The sequence below is a fragment of the candidate division WOR-3 bacterium genome, assembly GCA_039801085.1.
Taxonomy (GTDB): domain Bacteria; phylum Hydrothermota; class Tepidihabitantia; order Tepidihabitantales; family Tepidihabitantaceae; genus JAOABP01.
In genome coordinates this window covers 811,966-837,248 of sequence record JBDRTY010000001.1, presented here as the reverse complement: position 1 = coordinate 837,248, position 25,283 = coordinate 811,966, and the positions used below count along the sequence as shown (strand labels likewise).

The following is a 25,283-nucleotide window of genomic DNA, read 5'->3' as shown; positions in this document are numbered from 1 at the left end:
ATAATAAATGAGCCCATTGTTCTGGAGTGCACCAGTTAGTGCAGTTCTGGCACTGGGGTTTGCTCTTTATCTCGCGTTAAACAACCTGCGTAAAGAAGAAGGCACTGAACCGATGAAACAGGTTGCCCAGGCAGTCAAGGAAGGTGCAACCGCCTATCTGAAACAGCAGTATAAAGGTGTCGGTATTTTCTTTGCAATTGTCTTCGTGCTCTTGGGGGTCCTGGCCCTTCTGAAACTCCAATCGCCTTTTGTACCATTTGCGTTTCTTACCGGCGGTTTCTTCTCCGGACTTTCCGGTTTCATTGGCATGTCAATCGGGGTCCGCTGCAGTGCGCGCACTACCTGGGCGAGCAAGCAAAGTCTCAATTCCGGGCTTCGGGTTGCATTTTCATCCGGTATGGTCATGGGGCTGGTTGTGGTCGGACTGGGACTTATAGATATCTCAATCTGGTATGTGATTCTGAACGCGGTTTATGCATCGGAACCACTGATTCATAAACTTGAACTGATTACTTCAACCATGCTGGCTTTCGGAATCGGTGCCAGTTCTCAGGCGCTCTTTGCCCGAGTTGGCGGTGGCATCTTCACCAAAGCGGCCGATGTCGGTGCGGACCTGGTTGGTAAGATTGAAGCGGGCATTCCCGAAGATGATCCCCGTAACCCGGCAGTCATCGCTGATAATGTCGGTGACAATGTCGGCGATATTGCCGGAATGGGTGCCGACCTTTATGAATCTTATGTTGATTCCATCATCGCCTCCATGGCACTTTCGGTTGTCGCATTCAAAGGCACGGGCTGGGAAATCAACGGTATCCTTCTGCCCATGGTGCTCGCCGGGGTGGGTATAATTTCCTCAATTATCGGCAGCTTTTTTGTCCGGGCAGGTGAAAAGGCTGAGCAGGCGGTACTGCTCAGCGCTCTACGTCGGGGGATCTATGGCGCCGCAGGGCTTTCGGCGATTCTGGCTTTTATTGTGACCAAGTGGTTGTTACCTAATAACTGGTCAGTCTACTGGGCAATCCTTTCCGGACTGCTTGCCGGTGTTTTGATTGGATATTTTACCGAAATGTTCACTTCAGATTCCTATTCCCCGACAAGGGCGATTTCAGCTGAAGCACGAACATCACCGGCAACGGTTATTCTTGAGGGGTTATCCGTTGGTATGCGTTCCGCATTTCCCATTGTAATCGTAGTCGTGGTCGCCATAATTACCAGTTTTTACCTGTCGGGTCTGGGTTCGCCCGAAATCGGGCTTTATGGCATCGGCATCGCTGCAGTGGGCATGCTTTCAACACTTGGAATTACTCTGGCAACCGATGCCTACGGCCCGGTTGCTGACAACGCCGGAGGCAATGCGCAGATGACGGCACAGGAACCGATTGTCCGCGAAAGAACCGATGCCCTTGATGCACTGGGAAATACTACTGCCGCGACCGGAAAGGGATTTGCCATCGGTTCTGCTGCTTTAACTGCATTAGCCTTGATCGCAGCCTATCGGGATGAAGTCAGAATAGTCAGTCAGCGATTCTTGGGGGAAATCCGAACTCTCCAACTTTCCTTGCTTAATCCGTATTTAATCGCTGGCATCTTTGCCGGTGCGGTTATTCCGATGGTGGTTTCGTCATCAATCCTCAAGGCGGTAGCGAGGACCGCATCCAAAATCGCAGATGAAGTCCGACGTCAATTCCGTGAGATAACCGGTTTAATGGAAGGAAAGGCAAAACCGGATTATGCACGGGCAGTTACTATCTGCACGAGGGCAGCACAGAAGGAAATGCTCAGTCCTGCTCTGACTGCGATTATTGCCCCGGTCATAGCCGGACTGCTGTTAGGTCCGGAAGGCGTTGCGGGGTTTCTAATCGGCGGCTTGGCAAGCGGTTTCTGCTTGGCAATATTCATGGCTAATGCAGGCGGTGCGTGGGACAATGCGAAAAAATTCATTGAAAAGGGTAACTATGGGGGCAAAGGTTCTGATGCACATAAAGCAAGTGTCGTAGGGGATACAGTTGGCGATCCGCTCAAGGACGCAGCCGGACCATCGTTAAATATTCTGCTAAAACTGCAGTCGATGGTCTCCATTGTTGTCCTGGGTTTGGTGTTAAAGCTATCCTCCTATATGCCGTGGCTTAAATAAAAAGCCAAACCAGACAGGATATTCGGCTCAATACGACTGGCAATTGAATTAATCTGAGTCGGGGTTAAAATTTGGTATGGATAAGCTGTCTGTTGTCCACCGTTTTATTGACACCATCGAGGAATACCAGTTATTGGAAAGGGGCGGTCATGTGCTTGCGGGTATTTCCGGAGGTGCGGATTCAGTATGCCTGCTGGATTTGCTGCGGCTGATTGCCCCACGATATAAACTGCGGATCTCGGGTATTCATATTAACCACGGAATTCGGGTCAATGCCGACCAGGATGAAATGTTTGTGCGCAATCTTACCCAGCAGTGGGATATTCGACTCGTTGTCGTAAAAGTTGATACACCATCCTTTGCTCGGAAACACAGAATGAGTCTGGAAACTGCGGCAAGACGCCTCCGCTATCTGCATTATCAACGGACAGCAAAAAGGCTTGCCTGCAATAGGGTAGCACTGGGTCATACCGCTGATGATAACTTGGAAACGGTAATTCACAATCTGGCGCGCGGAGCCGGATTACGCGGATTGTGTGGTATTCCAGTTCACCGGGATATTTTCATCCGTCCACTTATTAAGATTACCCGTAAGGAAATAAGGAGCTATCTTGAAGCCAGATCTCTCAAATGGGTAGAGGATGAAACTAATACCGATGTCAGATACACCCGTAATCTGATTCGACTGCAGATTATCCCGGTAATGGAAAAAATCAACCCTGCAGTCAGGGAAAATGTATTGCGCACCGGAGAGCTACTCCGGAGTGAAGACTGCTTTCTCGAGGATCTGGCACAGAAGGCGCTAAGCCGGATTGGAAAATCTAACAGCAAGAGAGTGTTGATTGACATCAAGCGATTCAACAGCTATAATGTAGTTCTGAAAAGAAGGATCATCAGGTTAATCGCGCCGGAGATTACTTCTAATCATGTGGAGCGGATAGTGGATTTAATCACCAGAAAATGCGTGGGAACTCATTGTATTCAGGCAGGCGTGGTTGTGCGCATTCGCAATGCAGCCGTAGAAATAACCAGAAAAATTCCGAAATCGGTTAATGGCGATTAAAACGAACGCCGGAAGAACTCTCGGCTCGCTGGTAATCTGGGTTCTTGTGCTTCTGTCAGCCTGGATGGCCTGGACTTTTTTCTCTCAATATCGCCGTACCGCACCCCGAATCAGCTATACCGAGTTCATAAAACAGGTAGATGCCGGTAATGTGCTGAAGATTACGATAACCGACCGGGAAATTACCGGAACGTTGCGTGTCCCAACTGATATCCTCTTGGAGCAGGGTAAAATGACCATGACTCAGTTCCGAACTACAACACCCCCCAATGATCAAGAACTTGTCCCACGACTGCTGAAAAATGATGTTTATGTTGATGTTCGGGAGCGTTCGCAGTTGCCAACGATTTTGATATCATTTCTCCCCTGGGTATTGGTTATCGGTCTCTGGCTCATGTTTATGCGCCGGATGACTTCTGGTCAGGACCGCGCTTTCACCTTCGGCCGATCCCGCGCCCGGATATTAACCTCTGATCGGCCGAAAGTTACCTTTAATGATGTCGCCGGAGTAGAGGAAGCCAAGGAGGAGTTGCGGGAAATTATTGCCTTTTTGAAATCACCGCAGAAATTTCAGCGTCTGGGAGGGAGAATTCCCAAGGGAGTGCTTCTGGTTGGTCCCACCGGCACCGGTAAAACCCTGCTGGCGAAGGCGGTAGCAGGAGAGGCTGGCGTCCCTTTTCTTTCTATTTCCGGATCTGATTTTGTAGAGATGTTTGTCGGCGTCGGTGCTGCCCGCGTCCGCGATCTTTTTGAACAGGCGAAGCGTAATGCTCCCTGCATTATATTTATCGATGAAATTGACGCAGTGGGCAGACAGCGCGGTGCAGGACTCGGAGGCGGGCATGACGAACGTGAACAGACACTGAATCAACTCCTTGTTGAAATGGATGGATTTGAAACAACCGATGGCGTTATTATCATGGCGGCGACCAATCGTCCGGATATACTTGATCCGGCATTATTAAGACCGGGCAGATTCGACCGGCAGATCGTTGTTGATCTTCCTGATGTTCTGGGGAGGGAAGGCATCCTTAAAGTTCATATTCGCAAGATTGCAGTCGGCCAGGATGTTGATGTATCTATTCTGGCACGAAGCACTCCAGGTTTTTCGGGGGCTGATTTGGCCAACATGGTTAACGAAGCTGCGCTACTGGCGGCACGCAGGGGAAGAAATGCAGTTACCATGCAGGATTTTGAGGACGCCAAAGATAAGGTCTTGATGGGCGTGGAACGAAGAAGTTTGCTGATAAGTGAAGAGGAGAAGCGCTGGATTGCCTATCACGAAGCCGGACATGCACTGGTTTCCAGGCTTACACCGGGTACGGACCCAATTCACAAGGTAACGATAATTCCAAGAGGCAGAGCATTAGGTGTTACTCAGCAATTACCGATAGATGACAAACGCATATATTCCCGCGAATACTGCCTGAATCAATTAACGGTTATGCTGGGGGGGAGAGCTGCTGAACAAATTGTCTTTAACGATATCTCAACCGGTTCCCGGGATGATATTGACCGGGCAACCATGCTGGCAAGAAGAATGGTAACCGAGTGGGGGATGAGTGAAAAAGTGGGACCGTTAACATTCGGCAAGGGTAACGAAGAGATTTTCCTCGGGCGGGAACTGGGTCTGCATCGAACCTTTTCTGAGGAAACCGCCCGATTGATTGACTCTGAAATCAAGCGTATTGTTGATACACAAGCAGCTCGGGCTTCGCAGCTTATTCGGGAAAATCGCGACAAACTGGATCGTTTGGCAAAGGCTTTGCTGGAAAAGGAGGCATTAAGCGGCAGCGATGTAGATCAGATTCTCGGGCTTAGGGGCGACGACAAGAAACAAACTGTTGTCCCCCCGATTTAAAAACATCAGGGAGGTATTATGTTTACCGGTTGTATTACTGCATTGATTACCCCCTTCAAGGAAGAGGAGCTGAATCTTGATGGAATGCGGGAGAATATTCGCTTCCAATTGCAAACCGGTGTACAGGGAATTTTAGTCTGTGGTTCTACCGGCGAATCGCCCTGCTTGAACGAAACGGAATGGGAAATGGTAATTCAGACAGCTGTTGCCGAGGCTAAGGGCAAAATCCCGGTAATCGCCGGTGCGGGAACAAATTCAACTTGGAAGTCTGTTCGCCAAATCCGGAGAGCGGAAGAACTCGGGGTTGATGCTGTCTTGGTAGTTGCACCTTATTATAACAAACCGACTCAGGAAGGACTTTACCAGCATTTTCGTGCCTGTGCTGAGGCAACCCGTTTGCCACTGATTATCTACAACATTCCACCGCGCAGCGTTGTCAACATTCAACCGGCAACAATCGAACGGTTGGTAAATGAATGTCCTAATATAGTAGCAGTAAAAGAGGCATCAGGAAATCTTGACCAGGTTAGCGATATTCTCATCCGTTGCGGCGATCGAATAACCGTACTTTCAGGTGATGATTCTCTCACTCTTCCAATTTTGTCGCTCGGCGGTCGCGGAGTGATTTCGGTTGTTTCCAATATCGTTCCGGATGACGTCCAGGCGCTGGTTGATGATTATCTGGAGGGGAAAACGGAGTCGGCCCGGAAACGCCACCTGAAATTATTTCCTTTGATTAAGGCGCTTTTTCTTGAAACCAACCCCATTCCGGTTAAAGCTGCAATGAATATGCTCGGGATGCCTGCCGGCTACCCGCGACTTCCATTAAGTCCTTTAAGTTCCAGTTCAAAAGCGCTGCTCCGACAGGCGTTGCAGAACTACGGATTGCGGATCAAGCATGATTAAAGTAGTCATTGTTGGTTGCGCCGGACGAATGGGAAATGAAATAAGGCGGTTGCTATCCCAACAGTCTGATATTGAGGTGGTGGGCGGCGTTGAAGCACCCGAACATCCCCAGATTGGTGCTCCCGTCGGTTCCGGTACAATTGTTACCGAACTTTCTGTCTGCTTGACCAGTGTCGATGTGGTTGTCGACTTTTCAAATCCTGTCACTGTGGTTAAAAATGTTAATCTCTGTACCGAAAGGGGCACGTCTTTTATCACCGGTGTCACCGGTTTCAGCGCCGAGCAGTTAAGAACAGTTCGCGAGGCTGGCAAGAAAATTCCTGTTGTCTGGGCACCTAATTTTGCTTTGGGGATTGCAGTTCTTTCCAGAATCGCCGTGCAAGCGGCTCAGCTGTTAGGCAATAAATACGATATCCACCTGATTGAAATTCACCACAAGAAAAAAAAGGATGCCCCATCAGGAACTGCCCGGCAACTGACTGAGGAATTGCAGCTGGCAACGGGCAGAACAGAAATTCCGGTAATTTCAATAAGGACCGGTGACGTAGTAGGCGAACATCAAATCATTTTTGGCGGTACCGGTGAACGTTTAGAGCTGATTCATAAAGCCGAAAGTCGAGCCGCCTTTGCAGCTGGTGTCCTTGCAGCCATCCGCTGGATCATCAGGCAACCCGCCGGATTTTACTCAATGACTGACATCATCAACTTCTAATGGTTTCGATGTAGATTTCGTTATTCGTATAAACACAGACTGCAGCCGCCTGCTGAATCGCCTCCCGAACAATTTCCTCGCTGGAAAGCGAGGTATATTTCAACAGCAAGCGAGCAGCAATCAGGGCGTAAGTGCCTCCCGAGCCGATAGCGATAATCCCGTCATCCGGTTCGATCACATCCCCGGAGCCGGAGACGATAAAAGAATGTTCTCTGTCCATAATGCCCAGCAGCGCTTCAAGCCGGCGCAAAACCCGATCGGTGCGCCAATCCTTTGCCAGTTCGACAACCGCTCGGGATAAATTACCCGCATATTCCTCAAGTTTTGCTTCAAACCGTTCAAAAAGAGTGAAGGCATCAGCCGTTGCTCCGGCAAATCCAACAAGAACTCTCCCGTTGTGGAGTTTTCTGATCTTGCGGGCAGAATGTTTGAGAATAGTTTCACCAAAAGTAACCTGACCGTCTGACGCCATTGCCACCCTGCCGTCACGGCGCACTCCAATGATAGTCGTATGGTGAAAAATATTCTGAATCATTAAGATTAATATTATTTTAAAATTCTGCTAATGCAAATTCTGCTCCAGTGGCTATGGTGTAGATAAAATTCAGCGCTGTTTTCCATTGACATTAGAATAGATCCGGTCTAAAATTCACAGAGTATGCGTTTTGTATATTCTGACCGCTATCATTTTAATATTGGCGTCCATGTATTCCCAACCGACAAGTACAAATTGGTAAAGGCTTCCCTCTTAGGCAACGGCTTGGCAAAGGAATCGGATTTCTTTGAGCCACCCGAGCCGGTAATTGATGATATTCGACTTGTTCATACTAAAGAATATGTAGATGATCTGCTGAACCTGCGCTGGACATCAAGAACTGTCCGTTCCGAACTTCCGCTTACCTGGGATATTGTTTATGGTTATATGCTTCATACTTCTGGAACTATCCTTGCCTGCCAATTTGCCCTGGAAGACGGTATCGCCATGCACATTGGCGGCGGTTTTCACCATGCCTTTGCCGACCATGCCGAGGGGTTCTGTTATATTAATGATATTGCAGTTGCAATAAAAAAATTGCAAAAAGAGGGTAAGATAGAAAGGGTGGCGGTAATTGACTGTGATCTGCATCAGGGTAACGGCACCGCCCGCATCTTTCAGGATGATTCAAGGGTTTTCACATTTTCCATCCATCAGGAACACCTGTATCCCATAAAGGAGCGTTCTTCATGGGACATAGGTCTCGAGGATGAGACGGGGGATGAAGAGTACAACCAGCATCTGAGCACGGCGGTTCCCAAGATCATTTCGGACCACAAACCTCAATTTGTCATCTATGTTGCAGGTGCGGATCCCTATATCGATGATCAGTTAGGAACGCTTCGTTTAACAAAACGGGGGCTGGCGTTGCGCGACCGGATAGTGATCGAAAACTGCCATCGGAACGGAATACCGGTCGTGCCCGTACTCGCTGGAGGCTATGCGCTCAATACACAGGATACAGTAGAAATTCATGTCAACACCGCCCGGGAATGCCTTCGTGCATTGGGACAGCTGCCAGCTGGAACCGGAGAACAGTCAGAACCAGCTCATCCACAAAATTAGGCAGTGTCGTTTCTGTAATTGAAAACGCATGACCGCAATTAATAAACATGTCTGTCTCCTTACTTCTTCATATCCGGCAGAATACAGCAGATTTCTTGATCGCGAGGCTCTCTCTCTCTCTCAGGCGGGGTTCAAGGTTACTGTTATCGGGCTGGGAAATAAATTTAATACCCATATTTTTTATTTCAAAGGAATAAAAGTCATTGCTATACCCGAAAGGTGGCAGATTAAGAAAACCAGAACGCTCTGGGAAATTGCCCGTTTAGCTTGGAAAGAAAATGCGAATGTTTATCATTGCATTGACCCATGGTGTCTCGCCGTTGGCCTGAATATTAAAGCTTTCAGGCCTCACATAAAGGTTGTCTATGAATCCAGCGAGTGGTTTCCCCGTCAATATCTGGACCGAACTGATTTACCACTATTTATCAGGATACTTGCCTGGTTACTCATCAACTATCTTGAATATCAGGCAGTCAGAAAGGCAGACGCAATAATTGAAACTAACCAATTGAGGGCTTTCCGGTTTCGAAGGCGCAGGGCAGTGGTGAACATTGTGCCGAACTATGCACCTCTGGTGTCGCACCAGAAGGATAAAACTGCAAGAAACCCCTGGTTCATTTATACCGGACTGATCTGTCGTCCGCGCGGATTTGATCGACTTTTAATTGCTCTGGGGGAAGTAAAACGGCGATTTCCTGAAGTAAAACTTATCGTCCGGGGCGAATTTGATCCGCGCGATGATATTGAGCGATGGGTTAAATCGTATATCAAAAATAACAATTTAGAAAACAACATTCAATTTGTTGAACGTGTTGATTCATATGAACAGGTGTTCGAACTCCTAAAATCTGCGCTTAGTGGTGTAATCCTTTTGCAGCCCGGGCGAGGAAACGACTGGACAAATCAGCCCAGTAAACTTTTTGAATTTATGGTCGCCGGGCTTGCAATTGTAGCCAGCAACTTTCCAGAAATCGCCCGCATAATTAACGATGCTGAGTGTGGCTGGCTTATCGATCCCACTCGCCCGGAAGAAATAGCCCGAACGATGGAACAGATACTCTCAGAACCCGATGCGGCCATTGCACGGGGTGAAGCAGGAAGAAAAGCAGCTGAAAGTAGATATAACTGGCATGCTGCCGAAGAAGTCCTTCTGAGTATATATAGGAGGCTAAGCAGAACCTGACAGTATTATTATGATTTATCTCGAAAACCCCGATCTCTACCTTGAAACCATTCTTGGACAGGAAGGCGTGCCGGTAACAGATGACAAAGAGAATGCAGCGGTATTTGTGTACCTGAAAGACAATCAGTTGCTACTCAGTTCCGCACCGAACCCTAATACTGAATTGAAGAACCGCAGCTGTCCGGTGAAATTCATAACTGCAAATAATTTTCCATACTTTCACAACCTGCAACTGGTTGACATAAACTGCCGATGTGACATTCCGGCAAATGCCAACCTGGGACACAGCGACCGCGGTTTGTCATTTGTTTATTATGATGGCGGAGAAACCATGGTTATTCCCTGCAGCCCATTTTCAACATTACGGCATCGGGGGTATCAGACCAAAAAATTTTATACTAGACAGGGGAGATGCCCAGATGAAACGGTTGCTCGCGTTGATCGCGGTGGGGTTAGAAGATTAATCGCTGCCTGCCTGCGCATGTTTTTCAATCAGAAAAATCTCCCTTACATTCACCTTTCCTATGTACCGGCAGGCTGCAAATCAGTATTTGGGTTCCGCATTGACACTGACTACACGCCGATTAAAATCATTAAAAAATGCCTGAGTATCCCCGAAAGTTTCGGAATGTCATGGACTTGGTTTATAATGACTTCAGAAGTGACTGTTAACGAGGCGCCGATTTGGGCCGCGGTTCTTTCCAACCAAGATGTCCAGCTCCATTGCCACTACCATGTTGTATATCCCGATATAAAGCGGAATATCACTAATTACTATAATGGATTGGAAAAAATGAGGCTTATGAATCTAATACCATCTGGTGTTGCCGCACCTTATGGTGAGTGGCATCGGGCAATAGCAACTGCCTTTGCAAAACTGGGGTTTACTTATTCGAGCGAATTCTGCTATGCCTACGACGATTTACCATCAAGACCGGTAATTGATGGAACATTCACTCCGGTCCTTCAGGTTCCAGTTCATCCGGTATCACTCGGAAGACTTATCGCTGCAGGCATGAATGAAGACGCAATGATAGAATATTATAAAAATATCATTGATTTGCAGGTAGCAAGAAACGAACCCTGTTTCCTGTATGATCACCCGCTGACAATAATCAGATTCCCAAGGGTAATAAAAGCGGTCGTTGAATATGGAATTCATCGGTGCGGACGATGGATGTCGATGACTCAATTCACCGATTGGTGGACGAAAAGAGAAAAGTCAAAATACCAATGTCGCGTTAGCGAACAGAGTCTGGAAATTGATGTAACCGAACCCAATTCGGAACTCGAACTAGTTATAGAATTAAACGAGTTTGCTGCCCGGGTTCCGTATGTTTCTGGAAAATATTCACTTACAACACTTAATTGGAAGCCGGTAGAAAAGAAACCATGTCCTGCGGATATTGCAAAAATCAGGTACGAAACGCCTGTATGGAAATTAAAAAACCATCTCCGCCTTCTCAGACGGCAATTGCGCGATCTGCGTATACTCAGAAAGAACCCAGAATGAAAATTCTCATAGGATCATTTTCCTCTATCAAGATACTTGGTGGTGGAGTAGATATACAAATTGCTTCAACTGCACGGGTTCTGAAAACAAAGAACATAGAAATTGAATTATTCAGCCCCTGGAAGAAATACAACCTTGCCGATTACGATCTTTTCCACCTTTTTGCAGCCCACAATGGCACATACCATTTAGGCAGATCAATAAAAATGCTGGGGGCAAAGTTGGTATTAACACCGGTTTTCTACAGTGCGCATCATAATCTGCGACTTAGGCTTAATACTCTTGTCTCGGGTATATTAAGAAAAATGGGAGGGGTCTGGACTGAAATTCAGTTCTGCCGGGAACTATGCCAGATGGCAGATTTGATCCTTGTAAATACCGAAGCTGAAAAGACTCTAATTACCCAAGGTTTGCAAATTGATGCGGCTAAAACAGCCAGGGTTCCCAATGGCGTGGATAAAAGCTTTTTTTACGCTTCCCCGGAGCGATTCGTGCAGGAATTTGGTATCAAAGATTTCGTATTATATGTTGGTCATATTGGCTTGGGGCGAAAAAACCTGCTTCCACTCCTTAAGATACTAGATAAGAAAGGTATACCCTCAGTAATTATTGGTCCAATACTGAATAACCAATATGCCCGTCGCTGTCTGGAAGTAATCGAGCGCTCCCGGTCAATTAAACTGCTTTCTGCTGTTGAACATGACTCGGAAATACTCAAGTCGGCATACGCTGCCTGTGATACATTTATTCTGCCTTCACTTTTCGAAACTCCTGGGCTCGCAGCGCTTGAAGCTGGAATAGCAGGTGCAAAAGTCTGTATTACCAGATATGGCGGAACCAAAGAATATTTTGGTGGCTACGCTACTTACTTGAATCCATATTCACCAGCGTCGATCGAAAAAGCCCTGGAAAAATCATTAAACATGCCCAAGACACATGCATTGCGGGATCATATTTACAATAACTACACTTTGGAACGGTGTGGGGAAGAGCTGATTAAACATTATAAAAAAATCCTATACAACCAAGGCTAATACCCTGCTTCCAACCCAATACGGCTGCTCCGTTTAGTTTACATAATATTTATTATCAGAACTGGAACTCTGTTAAAATTTAAACCAGTTTTGTGCCAGTTTGCCGAATAATGGCATCTGCCAGTATTTACCTTGGGCGGCGTTTATGATCCCTATTATTGCCAAGATCAATCCCAAAATTGTTCCGAGGGGTAGAATTAGGAACCAGCCGACAAATGGTATCGAACCTACAATGCCGATCGCAAAAAACCATATTGTAAGGATGATTCCTTGTTTTACATGGAACTTGCAGAAATTATTTTCCTTCATCGCCAGCAGCGGTACGAGCCAGAGAATACCAATATAAGAAAGCCATGCCAGTCCTTTTCCCTTTTCAATCTCATCACTGCTCCCGGTGGGTACTGTTTCATTTTCTTCCATTTTATCCTCCTTTTTATTTGTTAAAGTCAATTTACTGACCTCTGAGCCAGAATACCGATTACCGGAATTCTCCATTCCTGCCCTGCAGCGGCTTGGACAAAACAGTATATGATTAGGATCAGATAAATAATTGAGATTACAGTGCCAACCAGATTATGAATGATCCAGGCGCTTACTTTGAATATGAATCCCAGAAGAATTATCTTCCCCAAGATACTTCCCAAAAGCACATCAGCGAGAAGTATCGCAATCCAGATAAGTGCCAATCCAATAAGCAGAAAGAGGCTCTGGAACCCGTGGAATTTACTGAATCGATACCGTTGTCCGAAAATTAAGGGTAATATAAACAGCATTGGCAGATAACCAAATGCTGCCAGCATCCTTATTTCCACCGGAATCGGATTTCCTGATACACTGACATCATTTTGCATTCATTCCATTATACCAGTTCAATTTATTGTGTCAAGGGGAATCTAAAGATCAATGTTGTAATTTGCTGTCTTGACTTGGTATCAAGTCTGCTTAGGATAATAATTATGAGTATAATAGAAACAGAAATAACAAGGGCAATTGTTGAGCGGTTCTACTCCCGATTTCTCAATAACGTTGAATCGGATGTCGCTGTTGTCGGTGCCGGACCATCAGGCTTAACCGCAGCCTGGAAAATCGCTGAACGAGGATTTAAAACGGTTGTTTTTGAACGCGGCCTCAAGCCTGGCGGTGGATTAACCGGTGGCGGAATGATGTTTTCTGAAATCGTGATTCAAGCTGAAGCACTTGCTATTATTAATGAGCTGGGAGTTAATTCCGTTGAACAGCGCCCCGGATACTTTGTTGCTGATGCTTTGGAATTGCTGGGGGCATTACTCGTAAAGGTGGCTCGTTCTGGAGTTAAAATTTTCAATCTCATGAGTGTAGAGGACCTTCTGCTGATCGATCGCAAAGTTTCCGGCTTAGTTATCAACTGGAGCGCAGTGGAGCTGGCCCGTCTTCACGTTGATCCTTTGACAATTGCTGCGAAGGCGGTTGTTGATGCCACCGGTCACGCGGCTGAAATCGTTCACCAGCTGGTGCGCAAAGCCAAGGTGACTCTTCCCACTCAATCGGGTAATATTGAAGGCGAAGGACCAATGTGGGCAGAACGTGCTGAGCAGCTAACCGTTGAAAATACCAGGGAAATCTATCCTGGGCTGTGGGTAGTGGGCATGGCTGCAAATGCAGTTTTGGGCGGACCCCGAATGGGCCCGATATTCGGAGGTATGTTATTATCAGGACAGAAAGTTGCGGAATTGATCGTCAGCAAGCTGAAACAGTAGACTCCTGAACCAATGACTTGCCGGCAGCTTGTAAAATTGGTTTTGGTTTTTATCGCAGTAAATGGATGCGGTTATTCTGCCCGTTCTTTGCTGCCCTCACATGTTCGGACAATTGCTCTGAAATCTGTTGAAAACTCAACCACGCAACCCGGACTTGCTGAAGAACTGCTTCTACAGCTGCCGGTAGCATTTAATTCTGATCGTAATCTCCGGATAAGCAGTCTTGATCAGTCGGACCTTATTCTTCAGGTGCTGATAAATGGATTTTACCGCACTGCCAGTGCTTATGATGCTGCCCAGAATATCATCGCATATGAAATTACCATTTCCGCACAGTTCGATGTTCATGACCAGAGCCGGAATGAACCTTTTTACTCGGGTACAGTCACTAGTCGCATTTCCTATGACCCCGCGCACAAAACTGATGAAGCAGCGATTACAGAAGCACTCGGCAAATTAGCGCAGGAAATTGTCCGCCAGATCATAACCGCATGGTAACCCGTTCCATCGTTTCGTCTGAAGAACGGGTTGAACTTTTAATTGAACGGCTGACATATGGCGGAGATGGAATTGCCACATGGAACGGATTAAAGGTATTTGTCCGTTTTGCCGCTCCCGAGGAAAGAGTGCGTGCAAGAATTATTCAGAAAAAAAGAGATTATGCCGTTGCCGAGATTGAAGAAATCATTCAACCCTCCCCCCTGCGCACTGAACCGCGTTGTCAATTCTACGGTCTGTGTGGTGGTTGCCAGCTTCAGCATATCGATTATACCGGCCAACTGGTAATTAAAAAACTTCTGGTTAACGATGCACTCCAGCACATCGGGAAAATCTTTGTTCCTGTTAGCAATATAAGAAATCCGGGACCAGCATGGCATTACCGCATCAAGACCCAGTATCCGGTTCGGCACAATGGACAGGTAAAAATCGGCTTTTTCCAGAAGGCTACACACCATCTGCTTGATATTCCGATTTGTTATCTTCATCCGTCATCATTCAATGAAATCAGGCGCCAGCTGTTAGACAGCATTGCTGTTGCTCGGGAAAAGCCATATGATGAAATCGCTCACCGGGGAAATATCCGGCACATCGTATTGCGCGAAAATTATGATCACAGAATTCTGGTCGTCGTTGTTACTCGAACCAACCAACTGGACCAGCGATTTATTTCCGCAATCACTGCTTTGCCAACGGTAATTGGTGTAGTACAGAATATCAATCCTGATAAAACAAATCGGATTCTTGGTCCCCAGACGACCAAATTATCGGGAACGGACCATACTTTCCAGATCATCCTCAACCGTAAATTCAGAATTTCCTCTCAGTCCTTTTTTCAAGTTAATCCACATCAGGCCCAGGAACTCTGTCGGAAATTAATCGATCTGATATCACCTCAGGGTTCTGAGACCGTGCTTGATCTATTTTGCGGTGTCGGTATGCTCAGTATCGTTCTCGCTGCAATGGTTAAAAGTGTGACCGCGGTCGAAATCGAATCTGCAGCAGTAAATGACGCAAGATTTAACGCCGAAATAAATCAGGCAGGGAATGTTACCTTTATCAATGATGACGTCAATCGTGTAATTGCCAGTCTGGAGCAGGCAGATGTTGTCATAATCGATCCGCCGCGAAAGGGGTGCAATCCGGAAACACTTAAAAAAGTAACAGCACTGAGTCCTAGGATATTAATTTACATATCCTGCAATCCTGCAACTCTTGCCCGTGATCTGGCAATTCTGGAGCAATCAGGCTACCGATGTGAATCAGTAGAGCCGCTTGATATGTTTCCCCAGACTACTCATGTTGAAATAATTACGAAGTTGGTCCGTTATTGAACAGAACAGGAAAATGAGAATACTGTCCGGAAACTTAATTCCGGCTCCATCAGCTACTCCATTTCCGGGTAAGATAATCATCGACAACGGAAAAATTAAGGCGCTTGTGCCATTGGAGCGTTGTGAATCTGATAATTTCATACTGCCGGGATTTATTGACAGCCATGCTCATCCGATAGAATATGGATTGACAAAATTCTTTCCCGACCTCTCCTCTGCCCGTTCGGTGAGTGAAGTCCTCGAACTGCTTTCCGAAGCCCTGAATCACAAGTCGGAATTGCCTTTGATTTTGGCGTTTAACTTTGATCCGGAGCAAATCCGGGAACACCGTCATCTTTATCGGCGGGAACTTGACCGGCTGACCCGAACAAAACCGATTTTCGTTTACCGCGTTGATGGTCATTCCGGAATCGCAAACACGCCCGCATTACACATGCTTTCATTACAATTGCCGGAAGGCATAGAATTTGATGGTGCCGGTAATCCAACCGGCCTGGTCTTCGGACCTGCCTATGAACTACTCTCCAGCCGGATGAAACGGCAACTGCCAACCGAGGTACTCACAACTGCCCTGCGGCTGACCGTCAAAGATGCTACCCAAGCTGGAATCACTACAATCGCAGCAATGGTGGGTACACCGGAAATGGAGGAATCGGAATGGCATATTATTCTGAATGCGCTTGAATGTGCTGAAGTTCGCATGGTGCCATTTATGCAAACGTGGAGTGTTGAGCTGGCATGCCAGTTCCAATTGTCACGGATCGGAGGGTGCTTGCTGCTTGATGGGTCGTTCGGATCGCACACCGCTGCCCTATCCGAAGAGTACGCTGACGTTCCTGGGTTCAGCGGTATTCTTTACCACAGTGATAGCAAGGTCCTGGAATTTCTACGCCAGGCAACTCGTCTGAACCTTCAAACCGCTTTTCATGCCATCGGTAACCGGGCAATTGAACAGCTGGTGCGCTGTCATGAGCAACTTGTCGGGCAAACTGCAGAATTCTTCCGTCACCGGATAGAACATGCAGAACTACTGAGCCCGGAACTGATCAATCGTATCGGTAAATTGAAGCTGATACTCTGTGTCCAGCCGGCGTTTGAACTTCTCTGGGGTGGACCAAGCGGAATGTATGCCAAACGTCTTGGCGAACGCTGGCGTATGACCAACCCCTACCGAACGCTTTTCAAATCCGGCGTTGTCGTTGCAGGGGGGTCAGATGCACCGGTAACTCCACTCAATCCGCTGTTCGGCATCAAAGCCGCCATTTCGCTGCCTAATAGCAGCGAAAGGCTGAGTTCGGCAGAAGCATTGGCCCTCTTCACAGCAAATGCCGCCTATTCCCTTAAAATGGAAGATCGAATTGGTAGCCTTAAGCCAGGAATGGAAGCTGATCTTGTAATTACCAGTGCTGATCCAAGAATTGATATCCAGACCCGGATCATTGCGACTTTTAGAGCAGGTGAGGTAATTTACCAGGCAGATTCATGGCAATAAAAAATCAGGAGCTTGCCCGGATTTTTGAAAGAATTGCTGATGCCCTGGAACTGAAGGGAGAAACCGGATTTCGGGTACTTGCCTATCGCAAGGCAGCCCGGGTTCTGATCGATCTGGCAGAAGATGTTGCCGAACTGGATCGCGAAAACCGGCTGGAAACTGTGCCCGGAATCGGTTCCGGAATTGCGAAAAAGATCCATGAGTATCTTGCTACTGGGAAGATGAAGAAACTGGAAGAGGCAACCGCGGGAATTGAACCTGGTCTATTTGCCCTGCTCGATATCCCTGGCGTTGGACCAAAAACCGTCAGACTGTTGAACGAAAAGCTTCGGGTAAAGAACATCGAGGACCTCAAGCGGGTGCTGGCTGACGGTTCTGCGGCTGAGCTTCCCGGCATGGGCAAAAAGAAGGTAGAAAACATTCTTAAGGGACTTGAGCAAATTGAACGCGCTGGTTCCAGGATGTATCTCAACGAAGCTTTTGAACTCGCCGAACTGATCATCGGTTATATTAAATCAGGTTCTGATGCCAAGAAAGTAATTGCTGCCGGTTCCCTGCGACGTGGTCGGGAAACTGTCGGCGATCTGGATATCCTGGCCACCGGCAACAATCCTCAACAGATCGTCCATCGGTTTGTTACATTCCCAATGACCCGGCAGGTGCTGTCTGCTGGCGAAACCAAGGCATCAATAGTCATTGCCGGTGCAAGCGGTTTACGCCAGATTGACCTCCGGGTAGTGGAACCGGAAATATTCGGTGCCGCCCTCCAGTATTTCACCGGATCCAAGGATCACAACATTGCCCTGCGTGCGCTGGCTCAGAAAATGGGACTGAAAATATCTGAATACGGGGTTTTCAGAAACGAACGCCGCATCGCCGGAAAAACTGAACTAGAAGTCTATCAGGCAATTGGACTGCCTTATATTGAACCGGAACTCCGAGAAGACCGGGGGGAAATAGCAGCCGCCCAGGAAAACCGGCTACCGGTATTGGTAAATCAGGAGGATATAAAATCGGACCTTCACATCCACACAACTGCCTCCGATGGCAGTTCACCTCTGATGGAAATTATCCGGGCAGCACGCCAGCTCGGCTATACTCACATTGCCATTGCTGAACATTCAGAATCTGCCGGTTATGCTGGCGGCCTTACGGCCGACCGGCTGCTTGCCCGCTGTGATGAGATTGACCGGCTGAATGAGAACCTGAGAAACTTCCGGATACTTAAATCAGCGGAAGTAGACATTACCCCCGATGGCAGACTTGACTATCCAGACTCGGTTCTTGCCCGCCTCGACTTGGTAATTGCCTCAATTCATCAGGCGTTCAATCGTGATGCTACCCGACGCATCTGCAACGCCATTGAACACCCATTAGTGCACATTATTGCCCACCCGAGTGGCAGGCTGATTGGAAAACGGCCGGGGTACGACATCAATCTCGAAAAGGTAATTGAATGCGCTGCTCAGAACCACAAGATTCTCGAAATCAATTCCTACTACGAGCGACTGGATCTCAATGATGTCTGGGCACGCCGGGCTAAGGAGGCAGGCGTATTGATTGCCATCAATACTGATGCCCATTCGGTTTCCGACCTCAGCTGGATGCGTTATGGTGTAATGACAGCGCGTCGCGCCTGGCTTACCAAAAGTGATGTCATCAACTGTCTTTCATTCACTCAGCTGATGAAATTACTGACGCGATTGCGTCAGGGTTTTTAGTTGTTTTTGCAGCCAGCGACAGCCTGCAAGCACCTCCTGCCATGAACCGGCACAATGTTCGCCCGGGGTAATGGCAAGGGTGCATCTGACGCCCCAGAGATTCAAATCCCGGTTGAGCTCATAATTGGCAACACGATTCCAGTCACCAGTGCGGGTCACTAGATATGCATAATGTCTGTTCAGCGTTCCGGGCTCTGCCAGCACTTGGGCGCCGGTATGGGCACAGACTGTTACCACCCCTCTGATCAGCCTAGGATGCAGATACATCGATGCCAGTGCCTGAACTCCCTGTGCCGAAAACCCGAAGAGAAAAAGCTGCTCGGAATCTACCGGAAAGAATCGAAGGAGTTTGTTAATTGTCTGGACGGCTGCTGAATCGTTAGTTAAAATGCCTCGGTGGTTCCGAACACGATGGCAGGTAGCAATTACCCAGTTGAGTGAATCACCGATTTTCCTGAAGCTATCCAGATCAGCTGCGGTTGCACCATTGCAATGGAAAACAAGCAGCGCCGGAACCCGCCGTTCATCTAACCGCACAGCGGATGGTACATAGAAACAGTCGCTATCCGGATCACAAATTATTCCTCCACCTGCAAATCCCACTGAAACTGCCAGTAGTAATACCGTTAAAAGTCGATTCATCGTTCAAGTCTCCACTTTCAGTATCAGCACCAGTGCTACCACACCAAAGATAACATTGGGCAGCCAGGCGGCAAATACTGGTGATATCACATGCGAAGCTCCAAAGGCACGACAGGTCTGAATAACACCCCAGTAAAGAAACGAGAAAAATAACCCGAACCCCAACCCCAGCATTACTCCACCGCGACGCAGACGGACTGAGAACGGTAACCCCAGCATCACTACTATTAAACCGATCAGGGCATAAGAGAACCGGTAATGAAACTCAACTTCCTCTCGCGCAACATTTTCTCCACTTGCCCGCATCAGCTGGATATAATTATTCAGATCAAAAACTGTCATCTCTTCGACCGGCTGTCCCAGTGCGCCAAATTCAAAAAGATTGGGGGTCAACAACTTCAATTCAAGCTGTGCCTGCTGAGTAAATTTCTGTTTGCCGGTAGAATCAAATTCACGAACCCGCACGCCGTATCCCTTCCAGACTCCATTCTGATTAACTGCCGAGTCCCCGTCGACTCGAATACTAACCCGGCGGTTCCGGTCCAGCTTAAGCAATGTAAAGTTACGGAGAACTGCATTGGATACGCCGGCAGCCTGTTTCTCCAGCTCCCTGCTCCATAATACTATGTTGCCATCAATGCGATAAATATCATGTTGATAATGTGCTGGAGGCTGAATCCGTTTTTCAATTACAAAACGGCGCAGCTGATTCAACTTGCGATTAAAACGGATGGTAATGAATTCATTGCCAGCGATGAAGGCAAATATCGTAAATATTCCAATCGCCAATGCCGGTAGAAACAACCGGTAGATGCTTACTCCGGCACTTTTGAAAGCTGCCAGTTCGTTATTTCTCGTCATCTGGCCGTATACGACAAAAACTGCAAGAATCAGACTTACGGGATAGAGCAGTACTGCTGCTGACGGCAGGGTATAGAAATAATACTTGAAGATCACTGATAGTGGCGTATTCCTGCTTACGAAATACCCCAGTTCTTCAAACAAATCGATCAACAGATAAATCGTTACTACACTTAATAATGCTAGAAATGCGAACTTGGTAAGTTCAATAAAAAGGTAACGGTCAATTGTCTTCATTTAATTCGCCCCGTAAACAGTCGGAGTGGTGAAAATTCAAACAACGCCCGGCTCGAAAGTTCCAAAACCGGCAGTACCAGTAGGATGTTCGGCAGCCACATGCCGAAAAACGGTGATACCCTGCCATTCTCGGCCATATTTTCTCCGGCAAGCAACAGGACATAATACAGTGCAAAGAATATCAGCCCGACGATGAAACCAGTCCCGATACCACCACGCCGCAGCACTAACCCCAGCGGTGCCCCGAAAAGCAGAAAGAAAAAACAGGAAAAGGCAAGCGAAAACCGTTTGTGCAATTCGGTCATTGATCGGAGTGCCTCGCTGCGACGGTAACGAATCCGGGTTTTCAGCTCGTCCGCACGTACCTGTATAATCTCATCGTCAGAACTGGCGCTCCTCAGATCAGCGAGCTGCTGATTAAGTTCCCGGACATCATTATTGACATCCCGAATTTGCTTTAGCAGATGATTGAAACGCATCTCGTCATCAGTCCGGTAATCCCGCCCCTGCCGCACCAGTACATCTTCACTCGGCACGTTAATTATTTGCTCCCGGAATGCCAGCCGGCGGTAATTACCCGTTTCGAGCAATTCATGAATTTCGCCGTCATATAAAGTCAGCACCAGATACCGGTCATCCAGCGTATATTTCAGTTCACCCCGGGGAGCAGTAACGAAGGTCGGTGGATTCTTGCCTCGCCCGCGCTCAAAAATTACCGCATTACTGATGGTGGAACGGCGCTGATTGATTGACCCGATGTATACCATATATCCGGGAAAATCGTCCATGAAAATTCGCTCCTGAATTCTCAACGCCGGTTTCTTCCGTGCAATATCGGTTAACAAATTACGAACCCGGTGCTGTGCTTCTGGTACCACATAACCGTTAAAAACAACCATCACCGGTGCCATTATGATACCCAGCAACATAACCGGTATGAACAGTCGCCAGGCCGGAATGCCAGCTGCCCGTACCACTACCATCTCATTATCTTGAGCCATACGTCCGAAGGTAATCACGCCGGCAATTAATCCGGCAAGTGGTGCGCTGACACTGATAACAAACGGCAGGGAAAAAATGGAAATTTCCACCACCGCCGATACGGGAACGCCCTTCCTTACCAAGAGGTCAGCGAGAAGGAACAGTCGATCCATCAGTAGGATGAAGGCAAGGACTGCAGTAGCAAAAATGAAATACAGAACAAACTCTTTAACTGCCTCGCGCTGCAGCAGAGTCATTTTATAATGATATAACCACCCCGGGGCAAGTCAATAAACCGGGAATACCCTGCTCTATTTATTGTTATTGTAATCCAGACCAGTTTGTGTTTTGTTAACTGTTTATGATACAATCGGTTACAAAATGGGGGCTAGCCCCGGGCATACCTGTTCACTGTTTCGGGGTTAAGTGTTCTCTCCGCAGGGCCAAAAATGGCGGCTTGTGCATTATCGCCCGCTCCTGGTATTTTGGTCATCACTTGAACAGGTGCAGATATTGAAACTACCGCCACTACGCAAATATCAACGTTGACGCAGAAATTGACCTCATCAGAAAAGCCATTTATCATACACCTGATGCCTGAGTTAAATACCGAAATTGAGGTTTTAACCCTTGCGCATGTGGCAGAGACCGAAAGTCTCAGGCGGTATCTGGAATTTGCATGGCAAACCGAAGATTTAGCCGGCAAGAATATGTTTATCCGGCTGGCAATGGATGAACTTATGCATCAGGATTTGCTCGGGGGAAAAATAGATGAATACCGCCGTCAGGGCAGTTGTACACCAGTATCTGTGTCTCCGACTTTAATTGAGAAATTAATTCCTAAAATAACTCAGCGTGATGTGTTAAGTGGCGGCAGGGTAAATGCAGCCGCACTTGCAGCACTGCAAATAGCGTTGGAACTAGAAAATAATGCCCGAAAATTTTATCTTGAACAGTCGGGAAAAATCAAACAAGAATCTTTACGTTTACTTTTTAAGCGTCTGGCAGAAATGGAATCGGCACACCAGCAGTTGATTCAGGGAGAAATTGACTTTATTGAGGAAACCGGATTCTGGTTGGGCTTAAGGGAATTTACTCTCGAAACCAACCGCTAGCCAAGCCGTTGCACCTGTTCTTGGAACCTGAGTCCCATTTTTGAAAGTTCCGTCATTATCGGCTGATACAGTTCGCTGCTAACGGGTATCTGAACGCCGGTCAATTTAATACTGCCTTCAATGAGCATTTTAACCGCAACTGCCGCCGGCAGACTTACTGTCCGCGCCATTGCTGTATCACCCTCTGGTTCTCCATAATCCACCAAGGTAGATTCAATACCTTCCAACCTGCCCGGATACTCAACTACAAACTGATGATGCAGAACGATCATATCCCGTTCTCCTCGTTTGTAGCTCATACGTTCAAGCATTGCCTTCGCCAAAATATCAAGATTAGAACCCGATTCCAGCGCAATCGGAGTATCACTAAACAGCCCGAGCCATTCCAGCCGTTGCAGAACCGGATGATTTACCGGCAGGTTCAGTCGAACTCCTGTATCCTCCTGCAGACTGCCGGTCCCGGGTACATATTCCCTAAACCACTGTGCATAGGTCAACCGGCTAAGGTCATTCCGGACCCGCTCATCTATTAACAATCCGAGTTCGCTGATTGCCTGCATCGTTTCGCACCAGCCGGGATAGCGAAGAGTTGCACGGATCATTGTTCTAATACCTTCCAGACGATAGAGTTCAATATAAGGAAGCGAATTCCGGTTAGGATAGGCTTCAAGTTCACCAATGCCGGGAATTGTCTGACGCCAGCATGAGGCAAACAGCTGGCTGGCAGGAATTATCATCTCCCTTCCGTCTCTCAAAAATCTGGCATCATTTCTACCAGCCATCAGTACCCCCCGTGGACTCCAGGAAAATTTATAACCAAGGGGATTATCATTCGCCTCCGGTGCCGGGAGCCCCCCGCACGAGGATATAAAGCTAACAATTCGACCTCCATTTGTCTTGATCCGGTCAATAAGCGCCATCGCCGACATATGATCAATACCCGGGTCCAGACCAATTTCGTTGAGAAGAATAATACCCGCTTTCTGCGCTTCGCCATTAAGCTTCCTCATTGCATCACTCACATACGAAGTTGTGACCAGATGTTTTTTCAGGTCGATGCAGTGACGGGCTACGGTAGGGTGATAGGTATATGGCAACAGACTTACTACAATATCACTGCCGCCAACCAGACGGTGGATGTTAGCTTCGTCGTCAGCCAGCAGCTCAACTGCCCGTCCCCGGGGATGCGTACCTATCAATTCCAGTGCCTTGGAAACTGTCCGGGTAGCCACCGTTAATTCCACATCGTCGAGACTTAAAAGATAACGGACCATCGGTCTGGATACCAGACCCGCACCCAAAATTAGAACCCTTTTCATATTATCATCATCCTTTCTTTATAAATTTTTCCAGATATTGGTACGGCGGAGTAAGTTTTCCTCGATGGAGAATCAAAGCCCGGTGCAACGGTGCTGGCAGATTTAATCGCTCCAGCGAAACCTGGAAATTGGTTTCCCGCAGTACGGGCACAAACGGCATCAGTGCCCGGCCGAATTCAACTGATGAATCAGATGCCAGTTCGCACGGAAGGTTGTCAACCGCCATTACTACTACCCCATCCCCCTCAATGCCGTCTCGAATGGTATCGTCCATTGGATTATAGACATAAAATGGAGCCCCGGGATCAGTTGCCTTTACGGTAACTTCGACCGAACCATTGATGTCGCAGGAAATATCACCGATAATTATCAATCGAAGTTTATCGGTAGCAGTGACAGTTTTAAGGTATTCCCTGGTCACAAGCCTGGGATATCGACTGTCCCAGTAAATACAATTCAGCATTACCGAAAGATAAGGTAAGTAACTCTCAAATCGCGAACGGTAACGCTCCGGATACTGATAATATTCCTGAAGATCAAATTCATGCCCCTCGGTAACCGGTTCTACCATATGCTCTTCGCGAAATACAACTTCATAAATTGTCTTGGTGTTTCCTGAACTCATTACTTCGGGCAGCTCTGCGGGGTCTATTCTAGTGCAATCGAGTTCATTTAGAATTTCGTCGACACCACGGGCAACATTCCCGTAACCGGTAACCCCAATAATCAATGGGGCAAGTTTGTCCGGTAAGCCATTTTTTTTCAGTAATTCACCCACTCTAAAAATTTCACGACGGGCAACTGCATAGGTGTCGTATTCGTGTGCAAGTTTAATCTCGACCAATGGCGTTTTGTACCCTAGTAGTTCCAACCGCCTGCCCAGTCCGGCTAGGGTATCAATTGCTCCCGCGATCCCTGCATACCGGCCGAAAAATATCAGTCGGCGTCCCTGATCATCAGTTACCTTTTCGTAATCGATCAGGGAGCATCCGAGTCTCATCATCTGACGCAACATCGGCATGTTATTCGGCTGTCCTTTAATAACATGAGCAAAAAAAAGATAAGTTGTTGCCGGGCGGAAGAAGTTAACCGGGATCTCCTTGATCCCCAAAATAACCTGACAGTCATCGAGTGCTTCACAGATTTTCGCCCCTGCTCGAGCATATTCTGAATCACTGAATATCCTTCGGGTAGACGGTTGAACATAAAATACTGTCCTGTACACCGACGTCAACTCATTCACTTGAAAAGGAGCAAGTGGAGCGCGCCGTTCCCAGATGTTCTTGTCCTCGCGTCGAATACCAATTGTGTTCATTTTCCAGTGTAAGTTTAGGATTATCA

The 25,283-nt window shown here is 47.4% G+C and carries 23 protein-coding genes; 15 read left to right on the top strand and 8 right to left on the bottom strand.

Annotation, left to right across the window (positions count from 1 at the left end; all coding sequences use genetic code 11):
* The first annotated feature begins 7 nt into the window (after positions 1 to 7).
* From ABIK48_03920 to dapB, 5 genes are all read left to right on the top strand, one after another.
* Positions 8 to 2,134, top strand: coding sequence for a sodium-translocating pyrophosphatase (locus tag ABIK48_03920; protein MEO0021302.1), 2,127 nt, complete (start codon positions 8 to 10; stop codon positions 2,132 to 2,134).
* Positions 2,135 to 2,210: 76 nt separating this feature from the next.
* A complete protein-coding gene (tilS, locus tag ABIK48_03915) occupies positions 2,211 to 3,197 on the top strand; it encodes a tRNA lysidine(34) synthetase TilS (GenBank protein MEO0021301.1) in 987 nt (328 codons plus the stop codon).
* On the top strand, positions 3,187 to 5,058 hold the full coding sequence (ftsH, locus tag ABIK48_03910; GenBank protein MEO0021300.1) for an ATP-dependent zinc metalloprotease FtsH: 1,872 nt from the start codon (positions 3,187 to 3,189) through the stop codon (positions 5,056 to 5,058). Before tilS ends, ftsH begins: the two co-directional genes overlap by 11 nt.
* Positions 5,059 to 5,076: 18 nt before the next feature.
* The gene (dapA, locus tag ABIK48_03905) at positions 5,077 to 5,964 is read left to right on the top strand and encodes a 4-hydroxy-tetrahydrodipicolinate synthase (protein ID MEO0021299.1); all 888 of its coding nucleotides are present in this window, start codon (positions 5,077 to 5,079) and stop codon (positions 5,962 to 5,964) included.
* Complete coding sequence (dapB, locus tag ABIK48_03900; GenBank protein MEO0021298.1) at positions 5,957 to 6,676, top strand: 4-hydroxy-tetrahydrodipicolinate reductase; 720 nt, start codon at positions 5,957 to 5,959, stop codon at positions 6,674 to 6,676. Before dapA ends, dapB begins: the two co-directional genes overlap by 8 nt.
* On the opposite strand, the gene hslV is transcribed toward dapB, so the two are convergent.
* Entirely contained in the window at positions 6,666 to 7,211 is a 546-nt protein-coding gene (hslV, locus tag ABIK48_03895) for an ATP-dependent protease subunit HslV (protein ID MEO0021297.1), read from the bottom strand. The genes dapB and hslV overlap by 11 nt on opposite strands.
* Positions 7,212 to 7,334: 123 nt before the next feature.
* Between hslV and ABIK48_03890 the strand changes: the two genes are divergently transcribed.
* The 4 genes from ABIK48_03890 to ABIK48_03875 are packed head-to-tail and all read left to right on the top strand — an operon-like array spanning position 7,335 to position 12,006.
* Positions 7,335 to 8,276, top strand: coding sequence for a histone deacetylase (locus ABIK48_03890; protein MEO0021296.1), 942 nt, complete (start codon positions 7,335 to 7,337; stop codon positions 8,274 to 8,276).
* A 28-nt stretch (positions 8,277 to 8,304) separates the two neighbouring features.
* A complete protein-coding gene (locus ABIK48_03885; GenBank protein ID MEO0021295.1) occupies positions 8,305 to 9,459 on the top strand; it encodes a glycosyltransferase in 1,155 nt (384 codons plus the stop codon).
* A gap of 10 nt (positions 9,460 to 9,469) precedes the next feature.
* Positions 9,470 to 10,972 (top strand): hypothetical protein, encoded by a 1,503-nt coding sequence (locus ABIK48_03880; GenBank protein ID MEO0021294.1) that lies wholly within the window; start codon positions 9,470 to 9,472, stop codon positions 10,970 to 10,972.
* Positions 10,969 to 12,006, top strand: coding sequence for a glycosyltransferase family 4 protein (locus ABIK48_03875; protein MEO0021293.1), 1,038 nt, complete (start codon positions 10,969 to 10,971; stop codon positions 12,004 to 12,006). Before ABIK48_03880 ends, ABIK48_03875 begins: the two co-directional genes overlap by 4 nt.
* Before the next feature lie 72 nt (positions 12,007 to 12,078).
* Here the strand turns inward: ABIK48_03875 and ABIK48_03870 are convergent, their stop codons facing one another.
* Positions 12,079 to 12,426, bottom strand: coding sequence for a hypothetical protein (locus tag ABIK48_03870; GenBank protein MEO0021292.1), 348 nt, complete (start codon positions 12,424 to 12,426; stop codon positions 12,079 to 12,081).
* A gap of 26 nt (positions 12,427 to 12,452) precedes the next feature.
* The gene (locus ABIK48_03865; GenBank protein MEO0021291.1) at positions 12,453 to 12,857 is read right to left on the bottom strand and encodes a hypothetical protein; all 405 of its coding nucleotides are present in this window, start codon (positions 12,855 to 12,857) and stop codon (positions 12,453 to 12,455) included.
* A gap of 105 nt (positions 12,858 to 12,962) precedes the next feature.
* On the opposite strand from ABIK48_03865, the gene ABIK48_03860 reads away from it, so the two are divergent.
* Genes ABIK48_03860 through polX form a run of 5 tightly spaced genes read left to right on the top strand, consistent with a single transcriptional unit; the run spans position 12,963 to position 18,787 of the window.
* Positions 12,963 to 13,742 carry a sulfide-dependent adenosine diphosphate thiazole synthase gene (locus ABIK48_03860; protein ID MEO0021290.1) on the top strand — a complete coding sequence of 260 codons (780 nt, stop codon included), beginning with the start codon at positions 12,963 to 12,965 and terminating at the stop codon, positions 13,740 to 13,742.
* Positions 13,743 to 13,778: 36 nt separating this feature from the next.
* Positions 13,779 to 14,240, top strand: coding sequence for an LPS assembly lipoprotein LptE (gene lptE, locus ABIK48_03855; GenBank protein ID MEO0021289.1), 462 nt, complete (start codon positions 13,779 to 13,781; stop codon positions 14,238 to 14,240).
* Positions 14,234 to 15,574, top strand: coding sequence for a 23S rRNA (uracil(1939)-C(5))-methyltransferase RlmD (gene rlmD, locus ABIK48_03850; GenBank protein MEO0021288.1), 1,341 nt, complete (start codon positions 14,234 to 14,236; stop codon positions 15,572 to 15,574). Before lptE ends, rlmD begins: the two co-directional genes overlap by 7 nt.
* A gap of 13 nt (positions 15,575 to 15,587) precedes the next feature.
* Positions 15,588 to 17,066: an amidohydrolase gene (locus ABIK48_03845; GenBank protein MEO0021287.1), complete on the top strand. Its 1,479-nt coding sequence runs from the start codon at positions 15,588 to 15,590 to the stop codon at positions 17,064 to 17,066.
* A complete protein-coding gene (gene polX, locus ABIK48_03840; protein ID MEO0021286.1) occupies positions 17,057 to 18,787 on the top strand; it encodes a DNA polymerase/3'-5' exonuclease PolX in 1,731 nt (576 codons plus the stop codon). The genes ABIK48_03845 and polX overlap by 10 nt, the downstream gene beginning before the upstream one ends.
* On the opposite strand, the gene ABIK48_03835 is transcribed toward polX, so the two are convergent.
* Genes ABIK48_03835 through ABIK48_03825 form a run of 3 tightly spaced genes read right to left on the bottom strand, consistent with a single transcriptional unit; the run spans position 18,758 to position 21,765 of the window.
* Entirely contained in the window at positions 18,758 to 19,429 is a 672-nt protein-coding gene (locus ABIK48_03835; protein ID MEO0021285.1) for a hypothetical protein, read from the bottom strand. The two genes, polX and ABIK48_03835, sit on opposite strands and share 30 nt — an antisense overlap.
* Positions 19,430 to 19,432: 3 nt before the next feature.
* A complete protein-coding gene (locus ABIK48_03830) occupies positions 19,433 to 20,527 on the bottom strand; it encodes an LptF/LptG family permease (GenBank protein MEO0021284.1) in 1,095 nt (364 codons plus the stop codon).
* A complete protein-coding gene (locus tag ABIK48_03825; protein MEO0021283.1) occupies positions 20,524 to 21,765 on the bottom strand; it encodes an LptF/LptG family permease in 1,242 nt (413 codons plus the stop codon). Before ABIK48_03825 ends, ABIK48_03830 begins: the two co-directional genes overlap by 4 nt.
* 336 nt (positions 21,766 to 22,101) lie before the next feature.
* Between ABIK48_03825 and ABIK48_03820 the strand changes: the two genes are divergently transcribed.
* Positions 22,102 to 22,623, top strand: a complete 522-nt coding sequence (locus ABIK48_03820) for a ferritin family protein (protein ID MEO0021282.1) — start codon at positions 22,102 to 22,104, stop codon at positions 22,621 to 22,623.
* Here the strand turns inward: ABIK48_03820 and ABIK48_03815 are convergent.
* Both ABIK48_03815 and ABIK48_03810 read right to left on the bottom strand, forming a co-directional pair.
* Positions 22,620 to 23,942: a saccharopine dehydrogenase C-terminal domain-containing protein gene (locus tag ABIK48_03815; GenBank protein MEO0021281.1), complete on the bottom strand. Its 1,323-nt coding sequence runs from the start codon at positions 23,940 to 23,942 to the stop codon at positions 22,620 to 22,622. The genes ABIK48_03820 and ABIK48_03815 overlap by 4 nt on opposite strands.
* Positions 23,943 to 23,949: 7 nt before the next feature.
* Complete coding sequence (locus tag ABIK48_03810) at positions 23,950 to 25,257, bottom strand: bifunctional lysine ketoglutarate reductase /saccharopine dehydrogenase family protein (GenBank protein MEO0021280.1); 1,308 nt, start codon at positions 25,255 to 25,257, stop codon at positions 23,950 to 23,952.
* Between the last annotated feature and the right edge of the window lie 26 nt (positions 25,258 to 25,283).